Consider the following 19,398-nt stretch of genomic DNA (forward strand, 5'->3'; position numbering starts at 1 on the left):
CGCGTGCTTGGCCGGCGTGTATTGAACGATTACGACAAGCCCGGCTGGCTACACTGCCGTGATGTTGTCCCACACCTCGCCCAAGGGCGCCACGGCCCACCTGATTGCCCCCGGCATGGGCCTGGGTGCCTGCGTGCGGGCCTATATCTCGCGCAGCACCCTGGGCGTGGATCTGCTGCCGCAGGAACGCTACAACCATTTTCCTGCCAGCCCGCTGTGCGGCATCTCCTGGTTCACGCATGGCGTGGCCGATATGCTGCCGGCCGACGGCAGTGGCGATTGGCTCCAGCGTCTGCCGCCCATCTCGTTTTTTGGTCCGCATACACGGCCCACGGTGTCGTACAACCCGGGCCCGGCCCAGGGCTTCATGCTGCTCATGCTGCCCGACGCCCTGCACGCCATGACCGGCGTGGATGTGGCGGCCCAGGTAAACCGGCAAAGTCCCTTGCACCAGGTGCTGGATGCCAGCTGGTGCGAGATGGCCCAGGTCGCACTGCAGGCGCCCGACGACGCGGATCGGGTGCGGGTCATCGAGGCCTTTTTGCTGCCGCGCTGGCAGCAGGCGCGCACCCAGGGCGCGGTGCCGGTGCGCAGCTTTCAGGACTGGGCTGAGACTCTGGCGGTGCGCGCCCTGGCATCCGGCGCGGGCCAGAGCCTGCGCCAGGCCGAACGCCGGGTGAAGGCCTGGACGGGTCAGTCCCTGCGTGCGTTGCAGGGCCGTAGCCGGGCCGAGGCCGCGTTCTTCCAGGTGCGCCAGGCAGAGGATGCCGGCAATGTCGTCTGGGCCGACCTGGCGGCCGGTGCGGGTTATGCAGACCAGTCCCACCTGTGCCGCGAGACGCGCCGCGTCACCGGCCTGAGCCCCGAGGTCCTGCGCCAGCGCGTGCAGGACGACGAGAGCTTCTGGGTTTACCGCATCTGGAGCTGAACCCCCTTCCGGGGCGCGGATTGCATGTGCCAGGCCGCACTCGTAAAATCAAACGATCCACTCCAGGAGCCAGACATGGATGTTTCATCGGTCTATCGGCAATCCGTTCAGCCTACCCAGCCTACCGACATTGCGTCGGAAACCCGCAACGCGCAACGCCGCGCCGCCCAGCGCGACGACCCCGAAGTCAGCAAGGTCGCCCAAGACCAGAACCCACCGGCCAAGCCGCCGCCCGTGGTGAACAGTCAGGGCCAGACCACAGGTCGCATAGTCAACACCACCGCCTGAGTCGGCCATGGTCGCCATTACTGGCACCAGTCTGTCGATTCCGCAGGTGCAAACCGGCCCCGATAAGGCGCAGGTTGCACAGGCGCGGCGGGATGCGGACGCCGCCCAGAGCCGGGCGGACGAGTTGCGCGCCGCCGCCGACCAGGCCGACCGCTCGGCCCGTAACAGCCAGGACACGGCCAACGACCTGAACAGCCGTAGCAAGCAAATGGACGCCACCTACGCGCAGCAACTGCGCCGCGCCAGCCAGACCAAGGGTTTGATCATCAACGTCAGTGCCTGAGCCATCTGCTACACAAGTGATAGCTGCTTGCGCAGGTATTTCCTGCGTTAGAGTCTGTTTTTGCCTAGATGTCCGCCCGCTACCAGGCCGCCGTATCCAGGCGGTAATAGCCTTGCAGCTCGCGGTACAGCGCCGGGTCGTACTCGGCCAGCGCGGCGCCTTGTTCAAAAAACACCTCTGACACCACGGCGAAGAACTCGGCCGGGTCCTGTGCGCCATAGTGGTTCAGCAGGCCGGGCTCGCCCACATGCGCTTCGCGGCGCAGCTTGGCGTAGGCGGCGTGGAATACGCGTGACCAGCGCTGCGGGTCGGTGCCGGGCAGGCGCCGGGGCGCGCCGTTGGCGTGGCCGGTTTCCTGGTCCAGCTGGTGGGCAAATTCATGGATCACCACGTTGCGCCCGTCGTCGGCCGTGGCCGCGCCTTCCAGGCTGTCCTGCCAGGACAGGATGATCTGGCCCTGCGACCAGGATTCGCCCGCCAGCGCATGGCGCTGCTCCTGCAGCACGCCGGCGCCATCAGACGTGGCGCGGTCCACCGCGAAGGCGCCGGGGTAGACCAGGATTTGCCGCAAATTGGCATAGCGGTCGATGGACCGGTTCAGCACCAGCAGACAGGCCTGGGCGGCGATGACCACGCGCATTTCCTCCGTCACCTCCAGGCCGGCGCAGCCTATGAAGGCTTTTTCGGCGATGAAGACCTGCATGTGCTTCTTCAACTGCAGCTGCAGATCGGCTGGCAGGCGGCGAAACAGCGGCACCCGGCGCCGCAATATCTTGCGCCAGGCGGTGGGGAATGCCTGCTGCTGCAGCTTGCGCCGGCGCCGCGCCACCCACCAGCGTGGCAGCAACCAGCCCAGGGCGCACACCAGGGCCAGGATCAGCAAGGCAATAAAGGTGGCGGTGGGTGTGTCCATGGAAATCGGTGTGGCAACAAATCGGTGCGGAACCTGCTAGCTGGGTGCCAACGCGGCGTTTGCAATGCCGGCGCCGATGATTTTGCCGGTGGACGTGGGAGGGTCCACCCTAGGTACAAAGCGGCGCAGCAGGTGCAAGATCCATAGGCTGTGGTGCAGGCTGGGTGCGAATGCGGTGGCGCTGGGCTGGTGCAGCACAGTGGGGCAGATGCGCGCACCAAGCCGGCTGCCTTTCGTCGAGTCGTTTCAATGTGGACACTGGGGGGTGTAGAAAATGCCCGCCGATAACATGATGCAAACAGACTGTGACTCGGCCAAGCCGCCCGCGGGCTTGCTTTCCACGGAGCCCGCCGGGCGCCGGGAGATTCGGCATGCTGCCATTTCAGTCACCGTCTCTCTGCTGGTGTTTGCGGCGGCCGTGCCTTTTGCCAGGATGCCGCTGGTACAGATTCCCGCCTTTATTCCCATGTATGTGTCGGTGCTGGTGATTTGCGATCTGATTACCGCCGTGCTGTTGTTTGGTCAGTTCAGCGTGGTGCGCACGCCGGCTTTGCTGCTGCTGGCCTGTGGCTATCTGTTCACGGCAAGCGCCACGCTGGAGTATTTGTCGATTTTTCCTGGTCTCTTGTCGCCAACCGGCCTGTTCGGGTCGGGGCCTCAGACTTCTTCTGCGATGTACATGTTCTGGCACAGCGGGTTTCCGCTGGCCATCATGGGCTATACGTTGTTGAAGGGCAAGGTTTTCAAAACCTTTCAACCGCAGCAGCTGATGCGGGATCGCCCATCCATTGCGATTGCTGTCGCTGTGGTGGGCATATTTGTTCTGGTGGCTGGGTTTGGGCTCTTCGCCACGCAAGGCCAGGCCTATATTCCGATTTTTCTCAATGGCAACCGCACCACCGATATGGGGCACAGGTTTTTATTCGGCGTGTGGGCTCTCAGCCTGGCCGCCTTGGTGGCGGTGTGGAAGAAGAAGCCGCACACGGTACTGGATGTGTGGCTGCTGGTTGTCATGTGCGTGTGGTTGTTCGATATTGCACTGGCGGCGCTTTTGAATACCGGCCGATACGATTTGGGCTGGTATGTAGGCCGGATCTACGGTCTGCTGGCCGCGAGCTTTTTGCTGATTGCTTTGTTGATTGAAGATGTGAAGCAGCACCAGCGGTTGTTCCAGCTGTCGATCAAGCTTGGTGCGGCCAACAAGGTTCTGGCGAATTTGGCGCGGCATGACGGATTGACGGGGCTGGCGAACCGGCGGTATTTTGATGAGTATCTGGCGGAGCAGATCGCTGTTGCGAGCCGCTTCCACAGGTCGTTGGCCTTGATCCTTTGCGACATAGACCATTTCAAGGATTTCAATGACCACTACGGACACCAGGCGGGTGACGCTTGCCTGAAGCGCGTTGCACGCGTGCTCGCGTCCTGCTCGCACCGTCCAGCTGATCTGGTGGCGCGTTACGGAGGAGAGGAGTTTGCCTTCATCCTGCCCGATACCGATCTGCGGGCCGCCGCGCGGATGGCGGAGGAGATACGCCGTGAAGTCAGCCACCTGGGCATTGCGCATGCCCATTCCTCGGCGGGTTCTTGTGTCAGTATCAGCAGCGGGGTTTCCGAGCTGGTGCCACCCATGCAAGCCCCGCAACTGATTGCTGCAGCCGATGAGTTGCTCTACCACGCCAAGGGCTTGGGGAGGAACCAGGTGGTCAGTGCATGGGCGGTCATCTAGCCCCGACTAGCCATGTCAGCGTGTGCCCTGTTGCGCGAAGCCCAACGCGGCTTCCACCATGCGGCGCAGATGCGGCTGGATGCGGGCGGCCACCTCGGGCAGGTAGTCGAAGGGCATGGCTTCCTGCATATAGCTGCACTGCGTCATCTCCAGCTGGATCGCATGGATGTTCTGCGCAGGCTGGCCGTACTGGCGGGTGATGTAGCCGCCCTTGAAGCGGCCGTTCAGCACCGCGATGTAGCCCGGTGCGGATTCGGCAATGGCTAGCAGTTGGGCCGCCATCGCCGGGTCGCAACTGGTGCCGTTGCCGCTGCCCAGGTTCAGGTCCGGCAGCTTGCCTTCGAAGAAGCGCGGCAGCACGGAGCGGATCGAATGCGCATCCCACAACACGGCTTTGCCATGCACGGATTTCAGCCGCGCCAGCTCGGCTTGCAGCTGCTGGTGGTAGGGCTGCCAAATGCTGTCGCGGCGCTCGGCGATCTCGGCTTCACCGGGTACATCCTGCGGGTCGCGGTACAGCGGTTGGTCGTCGAAGTCGTCCACCGGGCAGAGTCCGGTGACGCTCTGGCCCGGGTACAGGCTGGCGCCCGAGGGGTCCCGGTTCAGGTCGATCACATAGCGCGAATGGGTGGCTATCAGCAGCGATGCGCCCAGGTCTTTGGCAAAGTCGTACAGGCGCTCCAGGTGCCAGTCGGTGTCGTGCACTTGTTGGGCCACATCGGTCAGGCGCGTGGCCAGGGCCGGTGGCACATAGGTGCCGACATGGGGCATGGAGATCAGCAGCGGTTGTGTGCCTTGGTGGAAGTTAAAGGCTTGCATGGAGGCTCCTGGAGAGGTGAAGAAGGCGGCGGTTTACGCCGGGTGAGGGTATGTTTGAAGGTTTGTGGTGGTGGCCAAGCGCGACAATAGGGGGTATTCCCTTGTGCCACTGCGGCCCCTCAGTCAGACAGCTTGCGTGCTGAATTCCATGTACCGAGACACCAAACCGTTCTTCTTGCTCAGCGATGCACCTGTTCCGGTGGCGCTGCAGCCCTGGGTGCGTGCACGCCATAGTCCGGCCGTGCCACTCACTCCTGCGGACCCTGCATTGCAGGGCTGGATGCATGACTCGGATGCGGGCCGTTGCTGGCTGGTGGACGGGACAGAGTTGAATGCATGGCTTGCCTGCGTGGACGCCATGCGTGCCGCGGGTTGGCTGGAGGGTTTGCCGTGGGCGCTGTGGTTGTCGCAGCCCGGCATGCGGGACCTCTATGCGTCGACAGCCTGGGAGCAGGGGGCGGTGGAGGTATTCGATACGGCGCAGGGCGCAGGTCTGGCGCATCAGGTCCAGGCTTTGTTGCAGCGCCTGTGCTCGCCCTATGGCCAGGCGGCCCAACTGCGCCGCAACCGTACCGAGCAAAAAGCCTTGCGCGCCAGCCTGGACAACCTGCCTGCACCCATCTTCATCAAGAATGCCGACGGCGTCTATACAGAGGCTAACCAGGCCTTCGTCGACTTTCTGGGCTTGTCGCGCGAACAGATCATTGGCAAGACGGTCTACGACGTGGCACCGCCGGAGTTGGCGGCCATATATGCCGATGCCGACCAGCGCCTGCTGGCATCCGGCAGCCGGCAAATCTACGACACCCAGGTGCGCTGGGCCGACGGCAGCCTGCGCGAGGTGACGTTTTACAAAGCCGTGTTCCACGGCGTGGACGGTGCACCCGCAGGGCAGGCCGGCGCCATTTTTGACATCACCGAGCGCAAGCGCATGGAGCGCCGTTTGCGTACCCTGGCCGAGACCGACAGCCTGACCGGAATCCTGAACCGGCGCAGCTTCATCGAGCAGGCCGAGCGTCGCATGCGCGATGCCCTGGCTGCGCAGGAACCGGTCACCGTGATGCTGTTCGACCTGGACCATTTCAAGCAGATCAACGACTTGCACGGCCACGCGGCGGGCGACGCGGTGCTGTGCCATATCAGCAGCCTGGTCGGCCATCTGCTGCGGGCCGAGGACATGCTGGCGCGCATGGGTGGCGACGAGTTCGCCATCATGCTGCAAGGCGCCCTGGACGGCCATGCCGTGGCCGAGCGCCTGCCCGCCGTGGTGGCCACCACGCCCATGGCACAGCCCACACAGCACGTGGCCTGCACCATCAGCCTGGGGGCTTTGATCATCCATCCAGGGCAGCACAGCCTGGACAGCCTGCTGCACCAGGCCGACCTGGCCTTGTACGAGGCCAAGAACCAGGGGCGCAACCGCAGCGTGGTGCGCGACTACCGGCTGTTGAGCCCGGTCTAGGCCCGATCTGCGGCTCGGCGACCTGCACCTCATACCAATGCCGTACGCGCGGCGACGAACGCCGCCTGGGCCTGGGCCCGCAGCGGATGGAGGCTGCCGCTGCCGGTGCGCTGTTGGCCGGCGACCCAGACGGCGTCCAATGCCGAAGTGCGGTGGCTGCCGAATACATGGGCCGAGAACATGGCGGGTGCTGCCAAGTCACGCAACGCCAGGTGTTGCGCATCCAGCACGCAGAAGTCGGCGCGCTGGCCCACGGCCAGGCCTTGTGCGTTGCGGCCCGAGGCTTGCGCGCCACCGGCCACAGCTTGAAGCAAGGTGGCCGTAGCGACCTGGGGCTGCTGCGCGCTGGCCAGCACATTGCGCTGGCGGAACTGCAGGCGCTGGCCGTATTCGAGCAGCAGCAGCTCTTCGGCCGCATTCACGCAGGCATGGCTGTCCGAGCCCAGGCCCCAGGCGCCGCCGTGGCCCAGCCAGCGCGGCATGTCGAACAGGCCGTCGCCGAGGTTGGCCTCGGTACTCGGGCAGATGCCGGCGACTGCGCCACTGGCGGCGGCGCGCTGGTACTCGGATTCGCTCATATGCGTGGCGTGGACCAGGCACCAGCGTGCGTCTACTGGCGCGTGGTCCAGCAGCCAGGCAACCGGGCGCTGGCCACTCCAGGCGAGGCAGGCATCGACCTCGGCGGTCTGCTCGGCGATGTGGATGTGTACTGGCGCGCTGGCGTCTATCGCATGCAGCCCGGCCACGGCTTCACGCAGGCTGTCGGGCGGCACAGCGCGCAGCGAATGTGGCGCCATGCCCAGGCGTGCACCTTGCGCGTCGCACAGGGGTTTGAGGGTTTCCAGCAGGCGCAGCATCGAGTCGGTGGAGCGTATGAATCTGCGTTGCCCTTCGTTGGGCGGCGTGCCGCCGAAGCCGCTGGTCTGGTACAGCACGGGCAGCAGGGTGATGGCGATGCCGGCGGTTTTTGCAGCGCGCAGCAGGGCCTTGGACAGCTCGGCGTCGTCGGCGTAGGGTGTGCCGTCGGCGCTGTGGTGCAGGTAGTGGAATTCGCAGACCGAGGTGTAGCCGGCTTCCAGCATTTCGATGTACAGCCAGGTGGCGATGGCCTCGACCTGTTCGGGTGAGAGGCGGGCGGCGAACTGGTACATCAGGCTGCGCCAGCTCCAGAAGCTGTCCTGTGCGGCTCCGCGGAATTCGGTGAGGCCGGCCATGGCGCGTTGGAAGGCGTGGCTGTGGAGGTTGGGGAGGCCTGGGGTGACCGGACCTGCGGCGGTTGGTGCGCCGTTGGGTTCAGTGTTGGGGGTGACGGTGGTGAGTTCGCCCAGGCTGTTCCATTGGAGCAGGACGTTGCTGGCCCAGCCGGTGGGGAGTAGGGCGTCTTTGGCGAAGATTTGGTTTGTCATGGCTGGGGCTTGTTTATTTGCATCGTCGGCCGGGAGTTCGCCCCGGCGGGCGAGTAACGTTTCTTTTGCTTCGCCAAAAGAAAGTCACCAAAGAAAAGGCGAGCCGAAGTCGTCGCCCCCTGCGCTGCGCTCCGGGGTACGCTGCGTTGCTCGGTCTGGGCGGGGTCCCGCTCGAACTCGCTGCGCTCAGACAATCGCGGGCCCTGATCCGCCCAGCCCTGCGCTACTCGCCGACGCCACACGGCGTGGACGCGGGAGCGGACATCCAGCCCGGCGTGCCGGGCTCGCGCCCTAGGGGCGATGTGGCGCAAAGCGCCACCGATCCCGCTCCCCGGGGTCCCCCTCTGTATGCGCAGAGGAGCGCAGCTTTGGGCGGATAAGGGCTGGCGTTGTTTGAGCGAAGCGAGTTTAGCCAGACCCCGCACAAAGCGAGCACCGCAGGTTCCCGTAGCGCCAGCGGAGGGCGCAGACAGTGGGGGCGCCTTTCTTTTGGTGACTTTTCTTTTGCGCAAAAGAAAAGTTACTGCGCCGCCGGGCGCACTACCCGGCCGAGGATGCCAATAAACACCCATCAAGCTCACAGCACCCCCAACCCGTCCAAGGCAACAAAACCCTGCCGAACAATAGTTCGCCCAGGCTGCTGCCCCAACCAGTACACCAGCTCCGCCGACTCCCGCAAATCCCACAGCACAAAGTTCGCCGCCCGCCCCACGGCCAGCGTGCCATGCGTGTCCTGCAAACCCAGCGCCCGCGCCGCGTGCGTGGTAATCCCTGCCAGTGCCTCCGGCACCGTCAGCCGGAACAGTGTGCAGGCCATGTTGGCCATCAGCAGCAGGCTCAAAGCCGGCGAGGTGCCGGGGTTGTGGTCGGTCGACACCGCCATCGGCACACCCGCTGCGCGCAATGCGGCGATGGGCGGCAGGTGCGTGTCGCGCAGCGTGTAGTAGGCGCCAGGCAGCAGCACCGCCACCGTACCAGCAGCACGCATCGCGTCGATACCGGCCTGCGACAAATGCTCGATGTGGTCGCAAGACAAAGCGCTATAGCGCGCCGCCAGCGCTGAACCGCCCATGTCGGACAGCTGCTCCGCATGCAGCTTCACCGGCAGCCCCAGAACCTGCGTGGCCTTAAATACCTGCTCAGTCTCGGCCAGTGAAAACGCGATGCGCTCGCAGAATACATCGACCGCATCCACCAGGCCTTCGGCATGCAGTGCGGGCAGCATCTCGTGGCACACCAAGTCGATGTAGTCCTGGCTGCGGCCCACGTATTCGGGCGGCAGCGCGTGGGCGCCGAGGAAGGTGGTGCGCACCGTCACGCCATAGTCCGCACCCAGCCGCCGGGCCACGCGCAGCTGCTTGCGTTCGTGCTCCAGGCTCAGGCCGTAGCCGGACTTGATTTCGATCGCGCAGACCCCGTCGTCCAGCAGCTGCTGCAGCCGTGGTGCGGCTTGTGCGTACAAATCATCTTCGCTGGCGGCGCGCGTGGCTTTGACCGACGAGACGATGCCGCCGCCGGCTTTCGCCACCTCTTCGTAGCTGGCGCCGGCCAGGCGCATGGCAAACTCATTCGCGCGCTGGCCGCCGTAGACCAGGTGCGTGTGGCAATCGACCAGGCCGGGCGTGGCCAGTGCGCCGCGGGTGTCGATGCGTGGCAGGTCGGCGAAGGCTGCGGGCACGGCCGCCAATTCGCCCATCCAGGCTATCTGGCCGTGCTGCACAGCCAGGGCGTTGGCCGTGCCGCCATCGGCCAGCCGCAGGTTGTGCCAGAGTCCGTCAGCGCTGGGGTGTTGGGGCGTGGTCATATTCTGTTTGCTATTGAATGTGTAGCTGCTCGTGCAGGTATGGGTTGCGCTAGCGGCTTACTTTTTATAAATCATGCAGGCCGACCCACGCCAGCTGCGCGTTGGCCTCCAGCGGCGTGGCCTGCCAGCCTGCCGGCGCATCCCACCATAGGCCATGGCCACCGGCGCAGCGGAAATCGTGTGCACCGCACTGCAGATGCCAGGCGCCGCGCAACACCAGTAGCAGGCCCTGGGTGGATGCTGGAATTTGCCGGGCGGCGTTGAGCACCTGCACCTCGGCGCGCAAGCGGCTGCGCCGGGTCATCACATTGAAATCGGTGGACGCGCCGCCCAGCAGGTCGCAGTCCAGCGCCACATCGCCAGAAAAAGCGAAGGGCTGACCGGGCGTGTCCAGCGCGTGGTCTATGCCGGGTGCGTGCAGGCGTACGCCGGCGCCGTCCAGCAGCATGATCACGCGGTCAACCCCAGGGAAGGCCGAGAACGGCCCGGCCTGTGCGATGCGGGCGATGCTGACGCGCCAGTCGAAGCTGTCCATGCTGGCACCGGCGGGCTGGCAGACGATTTCACGCGTGGTGCCGCCGCCGTTCTTCCACAGCGTGGCGGGCAGGGCAGCGCTGTCGAAGGGGTGGATCACGGCAGTAGCCCCGAGGGTGAACGCAATATTGCAGCGGCCTTGGCAATGTCGGGTGCCAGAAAGCGATCGGCATCAAAGGCCGGCACCTGTTCGCGCAGCTTGCGCCAGGCCTGGCCGGTGCCGTTGCCGAAGCGTTGCTGTTTCAGGAATTCGAAGGCCTGCGCCGCCAGCAGGTACTCGATGGCCAGGATTTGCGTCAGGTTCTCGGTGGACTTGTGCAGGTCCAGCGCGGCGCTGGTGCCCAGGCTCAGGTGGTCTTCCTGGTTGCCCGAGGTGATGAAGTTGTCTACCACCACCGGCTGGGCCAGGCGGCGGTTTTCACCGGCCAGCGATGCGGCGGTGTACTGGGTGATCATCAGCCCGGAATTCACCCCCGGCTCGGCCACCAGAAACGCCGGCAGGCCGCTGACCAGCGGGTTCACCAGCCGGTCGATGCGGCGCTCGGCCACGCCGCCGAGTTCGGCCACGGCGATGCGCAGCAGGTCGGCCGCCATGGCCACCGATTCGCCGTGCGGATTGGCCTGCGATACCACGCGGTAGGTCTCGGGCGTGCCCAGCAGCAGCGGGTTGTCGGTGGCGGAATTCAGCTCGGTTTCAATTTGCGTTGCCGCGTGGGCGATCTGGTCGCGGCAGGCGCCGTGGATCTGCGGTATGGAGCGGATGCTGAGGGCGTCCTGCGTGCGGATGCCACGGCTGCTGGCGATGACTTCGCTGCCTTCCAGCAGGCTGCGCAGATTGCGGCCCACCTGCTGCATGCCGGGGTGCGGCTTGAGGGCGATGATCTCGGCGTCGAAGGCGTCAATCTGGCCGCGCAGGGCTTCGAAGCTCATGGCACCGACCACGTCGGCCCAGTCGGCCAGGCGCTCCACATCGGCCAGCGCCAGCGCGGCCAGGCCAGTCATGCAAGGCGTGCCGTTGACCAGGCTCAAGCCGTCTTTCGCGCCCAGCACCAGCGGCTGCAGGCCTATGGTTTGCAGCACCTCGGCAGCCGGCTGGGTGCGGCCCTGGAACTGCACCTCGCCCACGCCCAGCAGCGCCACGCTGATGTGCGCCATGTGCGTTAGGTAGCCGACCGAGCCCTGCGACGGCACGCAGGGCGTGATGCCAAAGTTCAGCAGTGCCAGCAGGCCTTCGACCACCTTGGGCTGCAGGCCGGAATAGCCTTGCGAGAAATTGGTCAGCGCCGCGACCAGGATGGCGCGGGTCTGCGCCACCGTCAGCAAGGGGCCGACACCGACGGCATGGCTGAGCAAGGTGTTGCGCGACAGCTGGGCCAGTTGCTCGCCGTGCAGCAGCACATTGCTCAAAGCGCCCAGTCCGGTGCTGATGCCGTAGGCGCGCTCGCCGCGCTCGACGATGCGCTCAACGATGCCGCGGGCATTGGCGATGCGGGCCCAGGCAGCTTCGGATATTTCCAGCCGTGCGCCGTCGCGGGCCACGGCGACCAGGTCGCGCCAGCCCAAGGGGGCGTCGCCGAGGGTGATGGTGTTCAGAGAGGAGGTCATTGATGCAGTGCTGGTGAGGTCAGGCCGCGGCACGTTCCTGGTGGCCGGAGTTGAACTGGCGGAAGCGCTCGGAACTATGGGCGCCAAACACATCGGCCGGCGCGCCTTCTACATCGACCAGGCCCTGGTGCATGAAGACCACACGGTTCGACACGTTGCGGGCAAAGCCCATCTCGTGCGTCACCACCAGCATGGTACGGCCCTCTTCGGCCAGGGAGCGCATTACCTTCAGCACCTCGCCGACCAGCTCGGGGTCCAGGGCCGACGTGGGTTCGTCGAACAGCATCACCTGTGGCCGCATCGCCAGCGCCCGGGCAATCGCCACGCGCTGCTGTTGGCCGCCAGACAGATGGGCGGGGTAATAGTCACGCCGCTCGAACAGGCCTACGCGCTGCAGCAAGGCCTCGGCTTCTTCCACGCATTCGGCACGCGCGCGCTTCTGTACGCGCATGGGGCCTTCGATCAGGTTCTGCAGCACCGTCATGTGCGACCAGAGGTTGAAGTTCTGGAACACCATGGCCAGCTGCGAGCGCATGCGCTCGACCTGCTTGCGGTGCACCGGCTCCATGCGGCCGTCTTTGCGTTGGCGCATCTCCAGGGTTTCGCCGTCCAGGCAGACGCTGCCCTGGTCGGGCGTTTCCAGCAGGTTGATGCAGCGCAGAAAGGTGCTCTTGCCCGAGCCGCTGGCACCGAGTATGGAGATTACGTCGCCCTTCTGGGCGGTCATGGAAATGCCCTTCAGCACATGGTGGCTGCCAAAGGATTTGTGGATGCCAGTGACGGCCAGGGTCGCGGTTGTGGTGGTCATGGTCGGGTCAAACGGTTTGGGCGTGGGGTTTCACAGCGGTGGTGGGGCGCTTGCGCAGATGCGGCGACAGCCGGTGCTCCAGCATGGCCACGGCGCGCACCAGCAGGAAGTTCAGCACCAGGTAGATGGCGGCGGCGCAGATGAAGACTTCCATGGTGCGGTAGGTGCGCTGGATGATCTGCTGGGCCACGCCGGTCACATCCCAGACCGTGACCAGGCTGGCCAGTGCGGTGGACTTGACCAGCAGCACCAGCTCGGTGGAGTAGGCGGGCAGGCACTGGCGCAGCGCGATGGGGGCGATGACGCGGTGCAGCAGCGTCCAGCGCGACATGCCGGTGGCCAGGCCGGCCTCGATCTGGCCGTGCGGCACGGCCAGCAACCCGCCGCGCAGAATCTCGGCGGTGTAGCCTGCCGTGCACAAGGCCAGCGCCAGTACCGCGCAGGCATAGGGCGAGCGCAGCACGATCCAGAACATGCTGTCGCGCACCGCATCGAATTGGCCGAGGCCGTAGTAGATGAGGAACAGCTGGATCAGCAGCGGCGAGCCGCGGAACACCAGCACATAGCCGCGCGCAAACCAACTGAGCGCCGGGTACGGGCCAACGCGCATGGCGACGATGAGCAGCGACAGCAAGCCGCCGAACAGCATGGACAAAAAGAACAGGCCCAGCGTTGTCGGAACGGCGGCCAACAGCTTGCCCATGGTGTTGAGGAGGAAGTCGTAGTCCATCTTAGTGGCCTCCTGCCAGGCTGCGTCGTTGCGACTTGCCCATGTGTTTTTCTGCACGACCGAACACTTGGTTCGACATGCCGGTGAGCAGCAAATACAGAATGCCGCCAACGATATAAAAAGTGAAGTACTGGCGTGTTGAACCGGCACCAATTTGCGTGGTGCGCATCAGCTCGGCAAGGCCGGTGACCGAGATCAGTGCCGAATCCTTCAGGCTCATCTGCCAGACATTGCCCAGGCCGGGTAGCGACAGGCGGAATATTTGCGGCAGCAGGATGCGCCGAGCCAGCATCATGGTGGGCATGCCTATGGAGCGCGCGGCTTCCAGCTCACCCGGCACCACGGCCAGGAAGGCGCCACGGTAGACCTCGGCCTGGTAGGAGCCAGAAATCATGCCGACGGCCAGCGCACCCACCAGAAACGGCGGCGTGGCGATGAAACCTTCGGCGCCAAACCACTGGCCGATGGCTGTGATCAGGGTCGAGCCGCCGAAGTAGAACAGGTAGATCACCAGCAGCTCGGGGATGCCGCGGAACACCGTGGAATACAGCTCGCCCACAGCCCGCAGGCTGCGCCGCGGCGACAGTTTGGCGGCTGCGACCAGCGCGCCGAACACCGAGCCTACCAGCAAGCCGCACAGCGTCAGGGCCACCGTCAACAGGGTGGCCAGCAGCAGGGCCGAGCCCCAGCCTTGCTCACCAAACCCCAGCATTTCGAACAATTCCATCATGGTCTTTCGGTAATGGTTGTTGCGGTGGCCGCAGTGTGGATTACAGCGTGCCCGTCAGGTCGGTCTTGAACCACTTCAGCGACAGCTTTTTCATGGTGCCGTCGGCCAATGCAGCCTTGATTGCGACGTCGAACTTGGCCTTGAGGTCAGCATCTGCCTTGCGGAAACCCAGGGCTTCGCCTTCGCCAAATACCAGGCCGCCAATCTTGGGACCGGTGTAGGCCAGGCCCTTGTTTTCGGGCTTTTCCAGGATGGAGTTGATCAGGGTCACGTCGTCAAACGCGGCGTCGATGCGGCCTGCCTTCAGGTCCAGCATGGTGTCGGCCGAGGCGCTGTATTCACGGATGGTGGCGATGTCCTTGAAGTGCGCATCCATGAAGGCGGTGTAGACGGTGCCCGAGGCGATGCCGATGGTCTTGCCCTTCAGCGCAGTGCGCAGTGGCTCGATGGCGGCGCGTACGGCCTTGGCGTCGGTACCCAGCTTCATGGTGGGGCCCTTGGCTTCGGGTAGCAGCTTGCCGCTGGCGGCGACAAAGCTGGCCGAGGTGGAGGCGTAGGGGGCGGAGAACGCGATCTCTTTCTTACGCTCGTCGGTAATGACGATGGAGTCCATCATCACGTCGTACTTGCCGGCTTTCAGGCCGGCGATCATGCCGTCCCAGTTTTGCACGACCAGCTTGCAGGTGATCTGCGCGCGCTTGCACAGGTCTTCGATCATGTCGACCTCGAAGCCACCGAGCTTGCCGCCTGGCAGGGTCAGGTTCCAGGGTTCGTACGCGCCTTCGGTGGCGATGGTGACGGACTTCCAGTCTTTGGCTTGCGCGGGTGCCAGGCCGGACATGGCGCCCAGGGCGAGCAGGCTGGCGGATATGAGTTTCGAGGTTTTCATGGTGAGGCTTTCAAAGGTTAGAGGACAGAGGAACAGCGGGACAGGGGAATAGGGGTTAAATATGCCGCCAGCGCACTAATTACCTGCACTGGCAGCTATGGATATAGGAGCAATCGTGTTGACAATCGTGTTAGCGGACCATGGGCAGGTTCAGGCCCTGCTTCTTGGCGGTGGCGATGGCGATGTCATAGCCGGCGTCGGCGTGGCGCATCACGCCGGAGCCGCAGTCGTTGACCAGCACGCGGGCCAGACGCTCGGCGGCGGCATCGGTGCCGTCGGCTACGATGACCATGCCCGAGTGCTGCGAATAGCCCATGCCGACGCCGCCGCCGTGGTGCAGGCTGACCCAGGTGGCACCGCCAGCGGTGTTCAGCAGTGCGTTCAGCAGCGGCCAGTCGGACACGGCATCGGTGCCGTCTTTCATGGATTCGGTCTCGCGGTTAGGGCTGGACACCGAGCCGGTGTCCAGGTGGTCGCGGCCAATGACGATGGGGGCTTTGAGCTCACCGTTCTTCACCATTTCGTTGAAGGCCAGGCCGGCGATATGGCGCTCGCCCAGGCCTAGCCAGCAGATGCGCGCCGGCAGGCCCTGGAAGCTGATGCGTTCACGCGCCATGTCCAGCCAACGGTGGGTGTGGTGGTTGTTCGGGAACAGTTCCTTGATCTTGGCGTCGGTCTTGTAGATGTCTTCCGGGTCGCCCGACAAGGCCACCCAGCGGAACGGGCCCTTGCCTTCGCAGAACAGGGGGCGGATGTAGGCCGGTACAAAGCCGGGGAAGTCGAAGGCGTTTTGCACGCCCACGTCGAAAGCCACCTGGCGGATGTTGTTGCCATAGTCCACCGTGGGGATGCCCATGGCCTGGAAGTCCAGCATGGCTTGCACGTGGACGGCGCAGCTCTGGGCGGCGGCGGCTGTCAGCGCAGCGTGCTGGGCCGGGTCTTTTTGTGCGGCCTTCCAGTCGGCCACGCTCCAGCCCGTGGGGAGGTAGCCGTTGACCAAGTCGTGGGCTGAGGTCTGGTCGGTCACCAGGTCGGGTTTGATGGCACCGGCTTTGGCGCGGCGCACCAGCTCGGGCAGGATGTCGGCGGCATTGCCCAGCAGCGCGATGGATACGGCTTCCTTGGCGGCGCAGTGCTGCTGGATAAGCTCCAGCGCGTGGTCGATGTCGCGCGCTTGTTTGTCGACATAGCGGGTGCGCAGGCGGAAGTCGATGCTGCTTTGCTGGCATTCGATGTTCAGCGACACGGCGCCGGCCAGCGTCGCGGCCAGTGGCTGGGCTCCACCCATGCCGCCCAGGCCGGCGGTCAGAATCCATTTGCCTGACAGGTCATTGTTGTAGTGCTGGCGGCCGGCTTCGACGAAGGTCTCAAACGTGCCTTGCACAATGCCCTGGCTGCCGATGTAGATCCAGCTGCCGGCGGTCATCTGGCCGTACATGAACAAGCCCTTGCGGTCCAGCTCGTGGAAGTGCTCCCAGTTGGCCCATTTGGGCACCAGGTTGGAATTGGCGATCAGCACGCGGGGCGCGTTGGCGTGGGTTTTGAACACGCCGACGGGCTTGCCGGATTGCACCAGTAGGGTTTCGTCGTCGTTCAGCTCGCGTAGGCTGGCCAGGATCTGGTCAAAGCATTCCCAGTTGCGAGCGGCGCGACCGATGCCGCCGTAGACCACCAGGCTCTTCGGGTCTTCGGCCACCTCGGCGTCGAGGTTGTTTTGCAGCATGCGGTAGGCGGCTTCGGTCAGCCAGCTCTTGCAGCTGAGTTCGGTGCCACGGGGGGCGCGGATGACGCGGCTGGCGTCGAAGCGGGGGTCTTGTTGGGTCATGGGAATTCTCCTTAGGCTGGAATGTGGCTGGGCAAGATGTTCAGTACGGCGGCGGGCCAGTCGCTGCGGTGGGCCCACAGGCGCATGGCTTCGATGTCGTTGGCCAGGAAGCGGTCCTGGTCCAGGAAGGCAACGCGCTGGCGGATGTCGGCGAAGGCGGCTTCCACCAGGGGCGAGGATTTCAGGTCGCGTTTCAGCTCAATGCCCTGGGCGGCGCCCATGGCTTCGATGCCAATCACCACGGCGGTGTTGTTCACCATCTCACCCAGGCGGCGCGCGGCAAAGGTGGCCATGGACACATGGTCCTCCTGGTTGGCGGATGTCGGCAGGCTGTCCACGCTGGCCGGGTGGGCCAGGGATTTGTTTTCGGACGCCACGGCAGCAGCCGTCACCTGGGCCATCATGAAGCCCGAGTTCAGCCCGCCGTCGCGCACCAGGAAGGGCGGCAGGCCGGACAGGCCGGTGTCCAGCAGCAGGGCCAGACGGCGCTCGGAAATGGCGCCGATTTCGGCCACGGCCAGGGCGATGATGTCGGCGGCAAAGGCCACGGGTTCGGCGTGGAAGTTGCCGCCGGAGATCACGTCGCCGTTGTCAAACACCAAGGGGTTGTCGGATGCGGCATTGGCTTCGGTCTGCAGTACACGGGCGGCATGGGTCAGGTTGTCCAGGCAGGCGCCCATGACCTGCGGGATGCAGCGCAGGGAATACGGGTCTTGCACGCGGCCGCAGTTCGAGTGAGACGGCACGATCTCGCTGCCGTCCAGCAGGGCGCGCACCGCGCCGGCCACCGCCATCTGGCCAGGCTGGCCGCGCGCGGCGTGGATGCGGGCGTCAAAGGGTTTGATGGAGCCTTGCACCGCTTCCAGCGACAGGGCGCCAGACAGCAGGGCGGCGCCAAACACGTTCTCGGCGCCAAACAGACCGTGCAGCGCCAGCGCGGTGGATGCCTGCGTGCCATTCAGCAGGGCCAGGCCTTCCTTGGGGCCCAGTACAAAAGGCTTCAGGCCGATGCGGGCCATGGCTTCCACGCCGGTCAGGACTTCGCCGTCGGCGCTGGTAGCCTGGCCTTCACCTATCAAGACGCAGGCCATGTGCGCCAGCGGCGCCAGGTCACCGGATGCGCCCACCGAGCCTTTGGCCGGGATGCAGGGCGTGATTCCGGCGTTGACCAGGGCCAGCAAGGCCTCGGCCAGTGCGGGGCGGATGCCGGAATGGCCGCGTGCCAGGCTGACAGCCTTGGTGGCCAGGATCAGGCGCACCACCGGGGCTGCCAGGTGTTCGCCTGTGCCCACGCTGTGCGACAGCACCAGATTGCGCTGCAGGTCGGCCAGATGGTCGGGTGCGATCTTGGTGCTGGCCAGCTTGCCAAAGCCGGTGTTGATGCCGTAGACCACCTGGTCCTGGTCCACGATGCGTTGCACGGTGGCTTGTGCGGCCAGCATGCCGGCACGGGCTTCTGCGGCCAGGCTGAGCTGGATGTTGCCTGCGTGGATGCTGCGCAGCTGGGCCAAAGTGACTTGGCCGGGGTGGAGTGTAAGAGTGGACATTTCTAATCCTGTATAGACAAGTGATTGCGAGCGAAAGCGCAGTGTTGTGTGGGGGTAAAAGTTAGCTGGTCACGGCATTGCCATCGGTGCGTACGCGGCTGCCCAGGCGGTAGCGCGCGCCGGGGTGCAGGCAGCGCACCAGGGTGATGGGGACTTCGCGCATCCAGGTGCGGCGGGTGAGCAGCAGGCAGGGTTGGCTGGGCTCCATTTGCAGCAGTTCGGCCTGTTCGCGGGTGGGTAGCACGGCGTCCACCACATGCTCCATCTGGTCGAACAGCACGGTGCGCACCAGGAAGTCGGAGGGCTGCTCCAGCGTGAAGTCCTGCTCCATGAATTCAGGCGCCATACGCGGGTTCACGAAGCGGTCTTCCAGCTGGATGGCCACGCCGTCTTCCAGGTGCACGCAAACCGCGTGGAACACCGATTCCCCTGTGTGCAGGCCCAGCGCTGCCGCCACTTCAAGCGGGGCGGCGATGCGCTCCACGGTGACGATCTGGCAGCGGTAGTCGTGGCCCCGGCGGCGGATGTCGTCCGACAGGCGGGCGATCTGCAGCAGATTGCCTTGGGGCTTTTCATCGGCCACAAAGCTGCCCACGCCGGCGGTGCGGGTGATGCGGCCTTGCTCCACCAGCTCGCGCAGGGCGCGGTTGACGGTCATGCGGGCAATGCCGAACTGGGCCACCAGCTCGCTCTCGGACGGCAGGCGGTCGCCAGCGCGCCAGGTGCCGTCCTGGATCTTGCCGGCAATGAAGTCCTTGACCTGCTGGTAGCGGGCCACGGTAGGCTCCAGCGGGGATTCCGCCACATGGGCGCGGGGCCTGGATGTGCGGCGTACGGAAGGTGTGGGAGTGCTCATAGTGGTGCGATGGTCGGCGTTATTTGCCAACTTGTACATACAGGTAAACCATTATTTTCACCCGAATGGTGCGTGAGGCTGGATTTGACGGTTGAATTCGGGTCATATCAGGCACAAGTTTGGTGAAAATTCAGAAAATAGGTCTGTTTAATCTGTATAGACAGGTTTATCTATGCAGTTTACGTGCCAGGTTTTGCGTGCGCTGGCTTGTCTGGGACGGCCAGGCTTTCTGCTAGCATTCAAAC

General features: G+C 65.0%; 19 protein-coding genes. 5 read left to right on the plus strand and 14 right to left on the minus strand.

What is annotated here, in order from left to right:
• Positions 1–61: 61 nt before the first annotated feature.
• The 3 genes from AC07O2_RS14365 to AC07O2_RS14375 all read left to right on the plus strand — a co-directional run bounded on the left by AC07O2_RS14365 (position 62) and on the right by AC07O2_RS14375 (position 1,499).
• Complete coding sequence (locus AC07O2_RS14365; RefSeq protein ID WP_495076424.1) at positions 62–928, plus strand: AraC family transcriptional regulator; 867 nt, start codon at positions 62–64, stop codon at positions 926–928.
• Positions 929–1,003: 75 nt separating this feature from the next.
• A complete protein-coding gene (locus AC07O2_RS14370; RefSeq protein WP_495076425.1) occupies positions 1,004–1,216 on the plus strand; it encodes a hypothetical protein in 213 nt (70 codons plus the stop codon).
• A 7-nt stretch (positions 1,217–1,223) separates the two neighbouring features.
• Positions 1,224–1,499 carry a hypothetical protein gene (locus AC07O2_RS14375; RefSeq protein WP_495076426.1) on the plus strand — a complete coding sequence of 92 codons (276 nt, stop codon included), beginning with the start codon at positions 1,224–1,226 and terminating at the stop codon, positions 1,497–1,499.
• 79 nt (positions 1,500–1,578) lie between these two features.
• On the opposite strand, the gene AC07O2_RS14380 is transcribed toward AC07O2_RS14375, so the two are convergent.
• Together AC07O2_RS14380 and AC07O2_RS14385 are read right to left on the minus strand one after the other, a co-directional pair.
• Positions 1,579–2,412, minus strand: coding sequence for a M90 family metallopeptidase (locus tag AC07O2_RS14380; protein WP_495076427.1), 834 nt, complete (start codon positions 2,410–2,412; stop codon positions 1,579–1,581).
• Between the two features lie 36 nt (positions 2,413–2,448).
• Complete coding sequence (locus tag AC07O2_RS14385) at positions 2,449–2,610, minus strand: hypothetical protein (RefSeq protein ID WP_495076428.1); 162 nt, start codon at positions 2,608–2,610, stop codon at positions 2,449–2,451.
• A gap of 76 nt (positions 2,611–2,686) precedes the next feature.
• Between AC07O2_RS14385 and AC07O2_RS14390 the strand changes: the two genes are divergently transcribed.
• Positions 2,687–4,138, plus strand: a complete 1,452-nt coding sequence (locus tag AC07O2_RS14390) for a sensor domain-containing diguanylate cyclase (RefSeq protein WP_495076429.1) — start codon at positions 2,687–2,689, stop codon at positions 4,136–4,138.
• 15 nt (positions 4,139–4,153) lie between these two features.
• Here AC07O2_RS14390 and hutG read toward each other — a convergent pair whose 3' ends face one another.
• Positions 4,154–4,957 carry an N-formylglutamate deformylase gene (hutG, locus tag AC07O2_RS14395; RefSeq protein ID WP_495076430.1) on the minus strand — a complete coding sequence of 268 codons (804 nt, stop codon included), beginning with the start codon at positions 4,955–4,957 and terminating at the stop codon, positions 4,154–4,156.
• A 148-nt stretch (positions 4,958–5,105) separates the two neighbouring features.
• Here hutG and AC07O2_RS14400 point away from each other — a divergent pair, with 148 nt between their 5' ends.
• Positions 5,106–6,419 carry a GGDEF domain-containing protein gene (locus AC07O2_RS14400; RefSeq protein ID WP_495076431.1) on the plus strand — a complete coding sequence of 438 codons (1,314 nt, stop codon included), beginning with the start codon at positions 5,106–5,108 and terminating at the stop codon, positions 6,417–6,419.
• Positions 6,420–6,448: 29 nt separating this feature from the next.
• On the opposite strand, the gene AC07O2_RS14405 is transcribed toward AC07O2_RS14400, so the two are convergent.
• The 11 genes from AC07O2_RS14405 to hutC form a co-directional block, all read right to left on the minus strand.
• On the minus strand, positions 6,449–7,825 hold the full coding sequence (locus tag AC07O2_RS14405) for a formimidoylglutamate deiminase (protein ID WP_495076432.1): 1,377 nt from the start codon (positions 7,823–7,825) through the stop codon (positions 6,449–6,451).
• Positions 7,826–8,402: 577 nt separating this feature from the next.
• A complete protein-coding gene (hutI, locus tag AC07O2_RS14410; protein WP_495076433.1) occupies positions 8,403–9,629 on the minus strand; it encodes an imidazolonepropionase in 1,227 nt (408 codons plus the stop codon).
• A gap of 64 nt (positions 9,630–9,693) precedes the next feature.
• Positions 9,694–10,260, minus strand: a complete 567-nt coding sequence (locus AC07O2_RS14415) for a HutD/Ves family protein (protein WP_495076542.1) — start codon at positions 10,258–10,260, stop codon at positions 9,694–9,696.
• Complete coding sequence (hutH, locus tag AC07O2_RS14420; RefSeq protein WP_495076434.1) at positions 10,260–11,768, minus strand: histidine ammonia-lyase; 1,509 nt, start codon at positions 11,766–11,768, stop codon at positions 10,260–10,262. Before hutH (AC07O2_RS14420) ends, AC07O2_RS14415 begins: the two co-directional genes overlap by 1 nt.
• Positions 11,769–11,787: 19 nt before the next feature.
• Positions 11,788–12,576 carry an ABC transporter ATP-binding protein gene (locus tag AC07O2_RS14425; RefSeq protein WP_495076435.1) on the minus strand — a complete coding sequence of 263 codons (789 nt, stop codon included), beginning with the start codon at positions 12,574–12,576 and terminating at the stop codon, positions 11,788–11,790.
• A gap of 7 nt (positions 12,577–12,583) precedes the next feature.
• Positions 12,584–13,306, minus strand: coding sequence for an ABC transporter permease (locus tag AC07O2_RS14430; protein WP_495076436.1), 723 nt, complete (start codon positions 13,304–13,306; stop codon positions 12,584–12,586).
• Position 13,307: 1 nt separating this feature from the next.
• On the minus strand, positions 13,308–14,033 hold the full coding sequence (locus AC07O2_RS14435) for an ABC transporter permease (protein WP_495076437.1): 726 nt from the start codon (positions 14,031–14,033) through the stop codon (positions 13,308–13,310).
• 43 nt (positions 14,034–14,076) lie between these two features.
• Positions 14,077–14,925: a transporter substrate-binding domain-containing protein gene (locus AC07O2_RS14440; RefSeq protein WP_495076438.1), complete on the minus strand. Its 849-nt coding sequence runs from the start codon at positions 14,923–14,925 to the stop codon at positions 14,077–14,079.
• Between the two features lie 130 nt (positions 14,926–15,055).
• Entirely contained in the window at positions 15,056–16,750 is a 1,695-nt protein-coding gene (hutU, locus tag AC07O2_RS14445; RefSeq protein ID WP_495076439.1) for a urocanate hydratase, read from the minus strand.
• A gap of 11 nt (positions 16,751–16,761) precedes the next feature.
• Positions 16,762–18,297: a histidine ammonia-lyase gene (gene hutH / locus AC07O2_RS14450; RefSeq protein WP_495076440.1), complete on the minus strand. Its 1,536-nt coding sequence runs from the start codon at positions 18,295–18,297 to the stop codon at positions 16,762–16,764.
• A gap of 61 nt (positions 18,298–18,358) precedes the next feature.
• Positions 18,359–19,153 (minus strand): histidine utilization transcriptional repressor HutC, encoded by a 795-nt coding sequence (gene hutC / locus AC07O2_RS14455; RefSeq protein ID WP_495076441.1) that lies wholly within the window; start codon positions 19,151–19,153, stop codon positions 18,359–18,361.
• Positions 19,154–19,398: the final 245 nt, after the last annotated feature.

The organism is Rhodoferax sp. GW821-FHT10B06 (assembly GCF_059415605.1).

Excerpts from the sequence above, each read along its gene's own strand:
- AC07O2_RS14365 (WP_495076424.1), top strand. The coding sequence starts at position 62 with ATGTTGTCCCACACCTCGCCCAAGGGCGCCACGGCCCACCTGATTGCC.
- AC07O2_RS14370 (WP_495076425.1), top strand. The coding sequence starts at position 1,004 with ATGGATGTTTCATCGGTCTATCGGCAATCCGTTCAGCCTACCCAGCCT.
- AC07O2_RS14375 (WP_495076426.1), top strand. The coding sequence starts at position 1,224 with ATGGTCGCCATTACTGGCACCAGTCTGTCGATTCCGCAGGTGCAAACC.
- AC07O2_RS14380 (WP_495076427.1), bottom strand. The coding sequence starts at position 2,412 with ATGGACACACCCACCGCCACCTTTATTGCCTTGCTGATCCTGGCCCTG.
- AC07O2_RS14390 (WP_495076429.1), top strand. The coding sequence starts at position 2,687 with ATGCCCGCCGATAACATGATGCAAACAGACTGTGACTCGGCCAAGCCG.
- hutG (WP_495076430.1), bottom strand. The coding sequence starts at position 4,957 with ATGCAAGCCTTTAACTTCCACCAAGGCACACAACCGCTGCTGATCTCC.
- AC07O2_RS14400 (WP_495076431.1), top strand. The coding sequence starts at position 5,106 with ATGTACCGAGACACCAAACCGTTCTTCTTGCTCAGCGATGCACCTGTT.
- AC07O2_RS14405 (WP_495076432.1), bottom strand. The coding sequence starts at position 7,825 with ATGACAAACCAAATCTTCGCCAAAGACGCCCTACTCCCCACCGGCTGG.
- hutI (WP_495076433.1), bottom strand. The coding sequence starts at position 9,629 with ATGACCACGCCCCAACACCCCAGCGCTGACGGACTCTGGCACAACCTG.
- hutH (WP_495076434.1), bottom strand. The coding sequence starts at position 11,768 with ATGACCTCCTCTCTGAACACCATCACCCTCGGCGACGCCCCCTTGGGC.
- AC07O2_RS14425 (WP_495076435.1), bottom strand. The coding sequence starts at position 12,576 with ATGACCACCACAACCGCGACCCTGGCCGTCACTGGCATCCACAAATCC.
- AC07O2_RS14430 (WP_495076436.1), bottom strand. The coding sequence starts at position 13,306 with ATGGACTACGACTTCCTCCTCAACACCATGGGCAAGCTGTTGGCCGCC.
- AC07O2_RS14435 (WP_495076437.1), bottom strand. The coding sequence starts at position 14,033 with ATGGAATTGTTCGAAATGCTGGGGTTTGGTGAGCAAGGCTGGGGCTCG.
- AC07O2_RS14440 (WP_495076438.1), bottom strand. The coding sequence starts at position 14,925 with ATGAAAACCTCGAAACTCATATCCGCCAGCCTGCTCGCCCTGGGCGCC.
- hutU (WP_495076439.1), bottom strand. The coding sequence starts at position 16,750 with ATGACCCAACAAGACCCCCGCTTCGACGCCAGCCGCGTCATCCGCGCC.
- hutH (WP_495076440.1), bottom strand. The coding sequence starts at position 18,297 with ATGTCCACTCTTACACTCCACCCCGGCCAAGTCACTTTGGCCCAGCTG.
- hutC (WP_495076441.1), bottom strand. The coding sequence starts at position 19,153 with ATGAGCACTCCCACACCTTCCGTACGCCGCACATCCAGGCCCCGCGCC.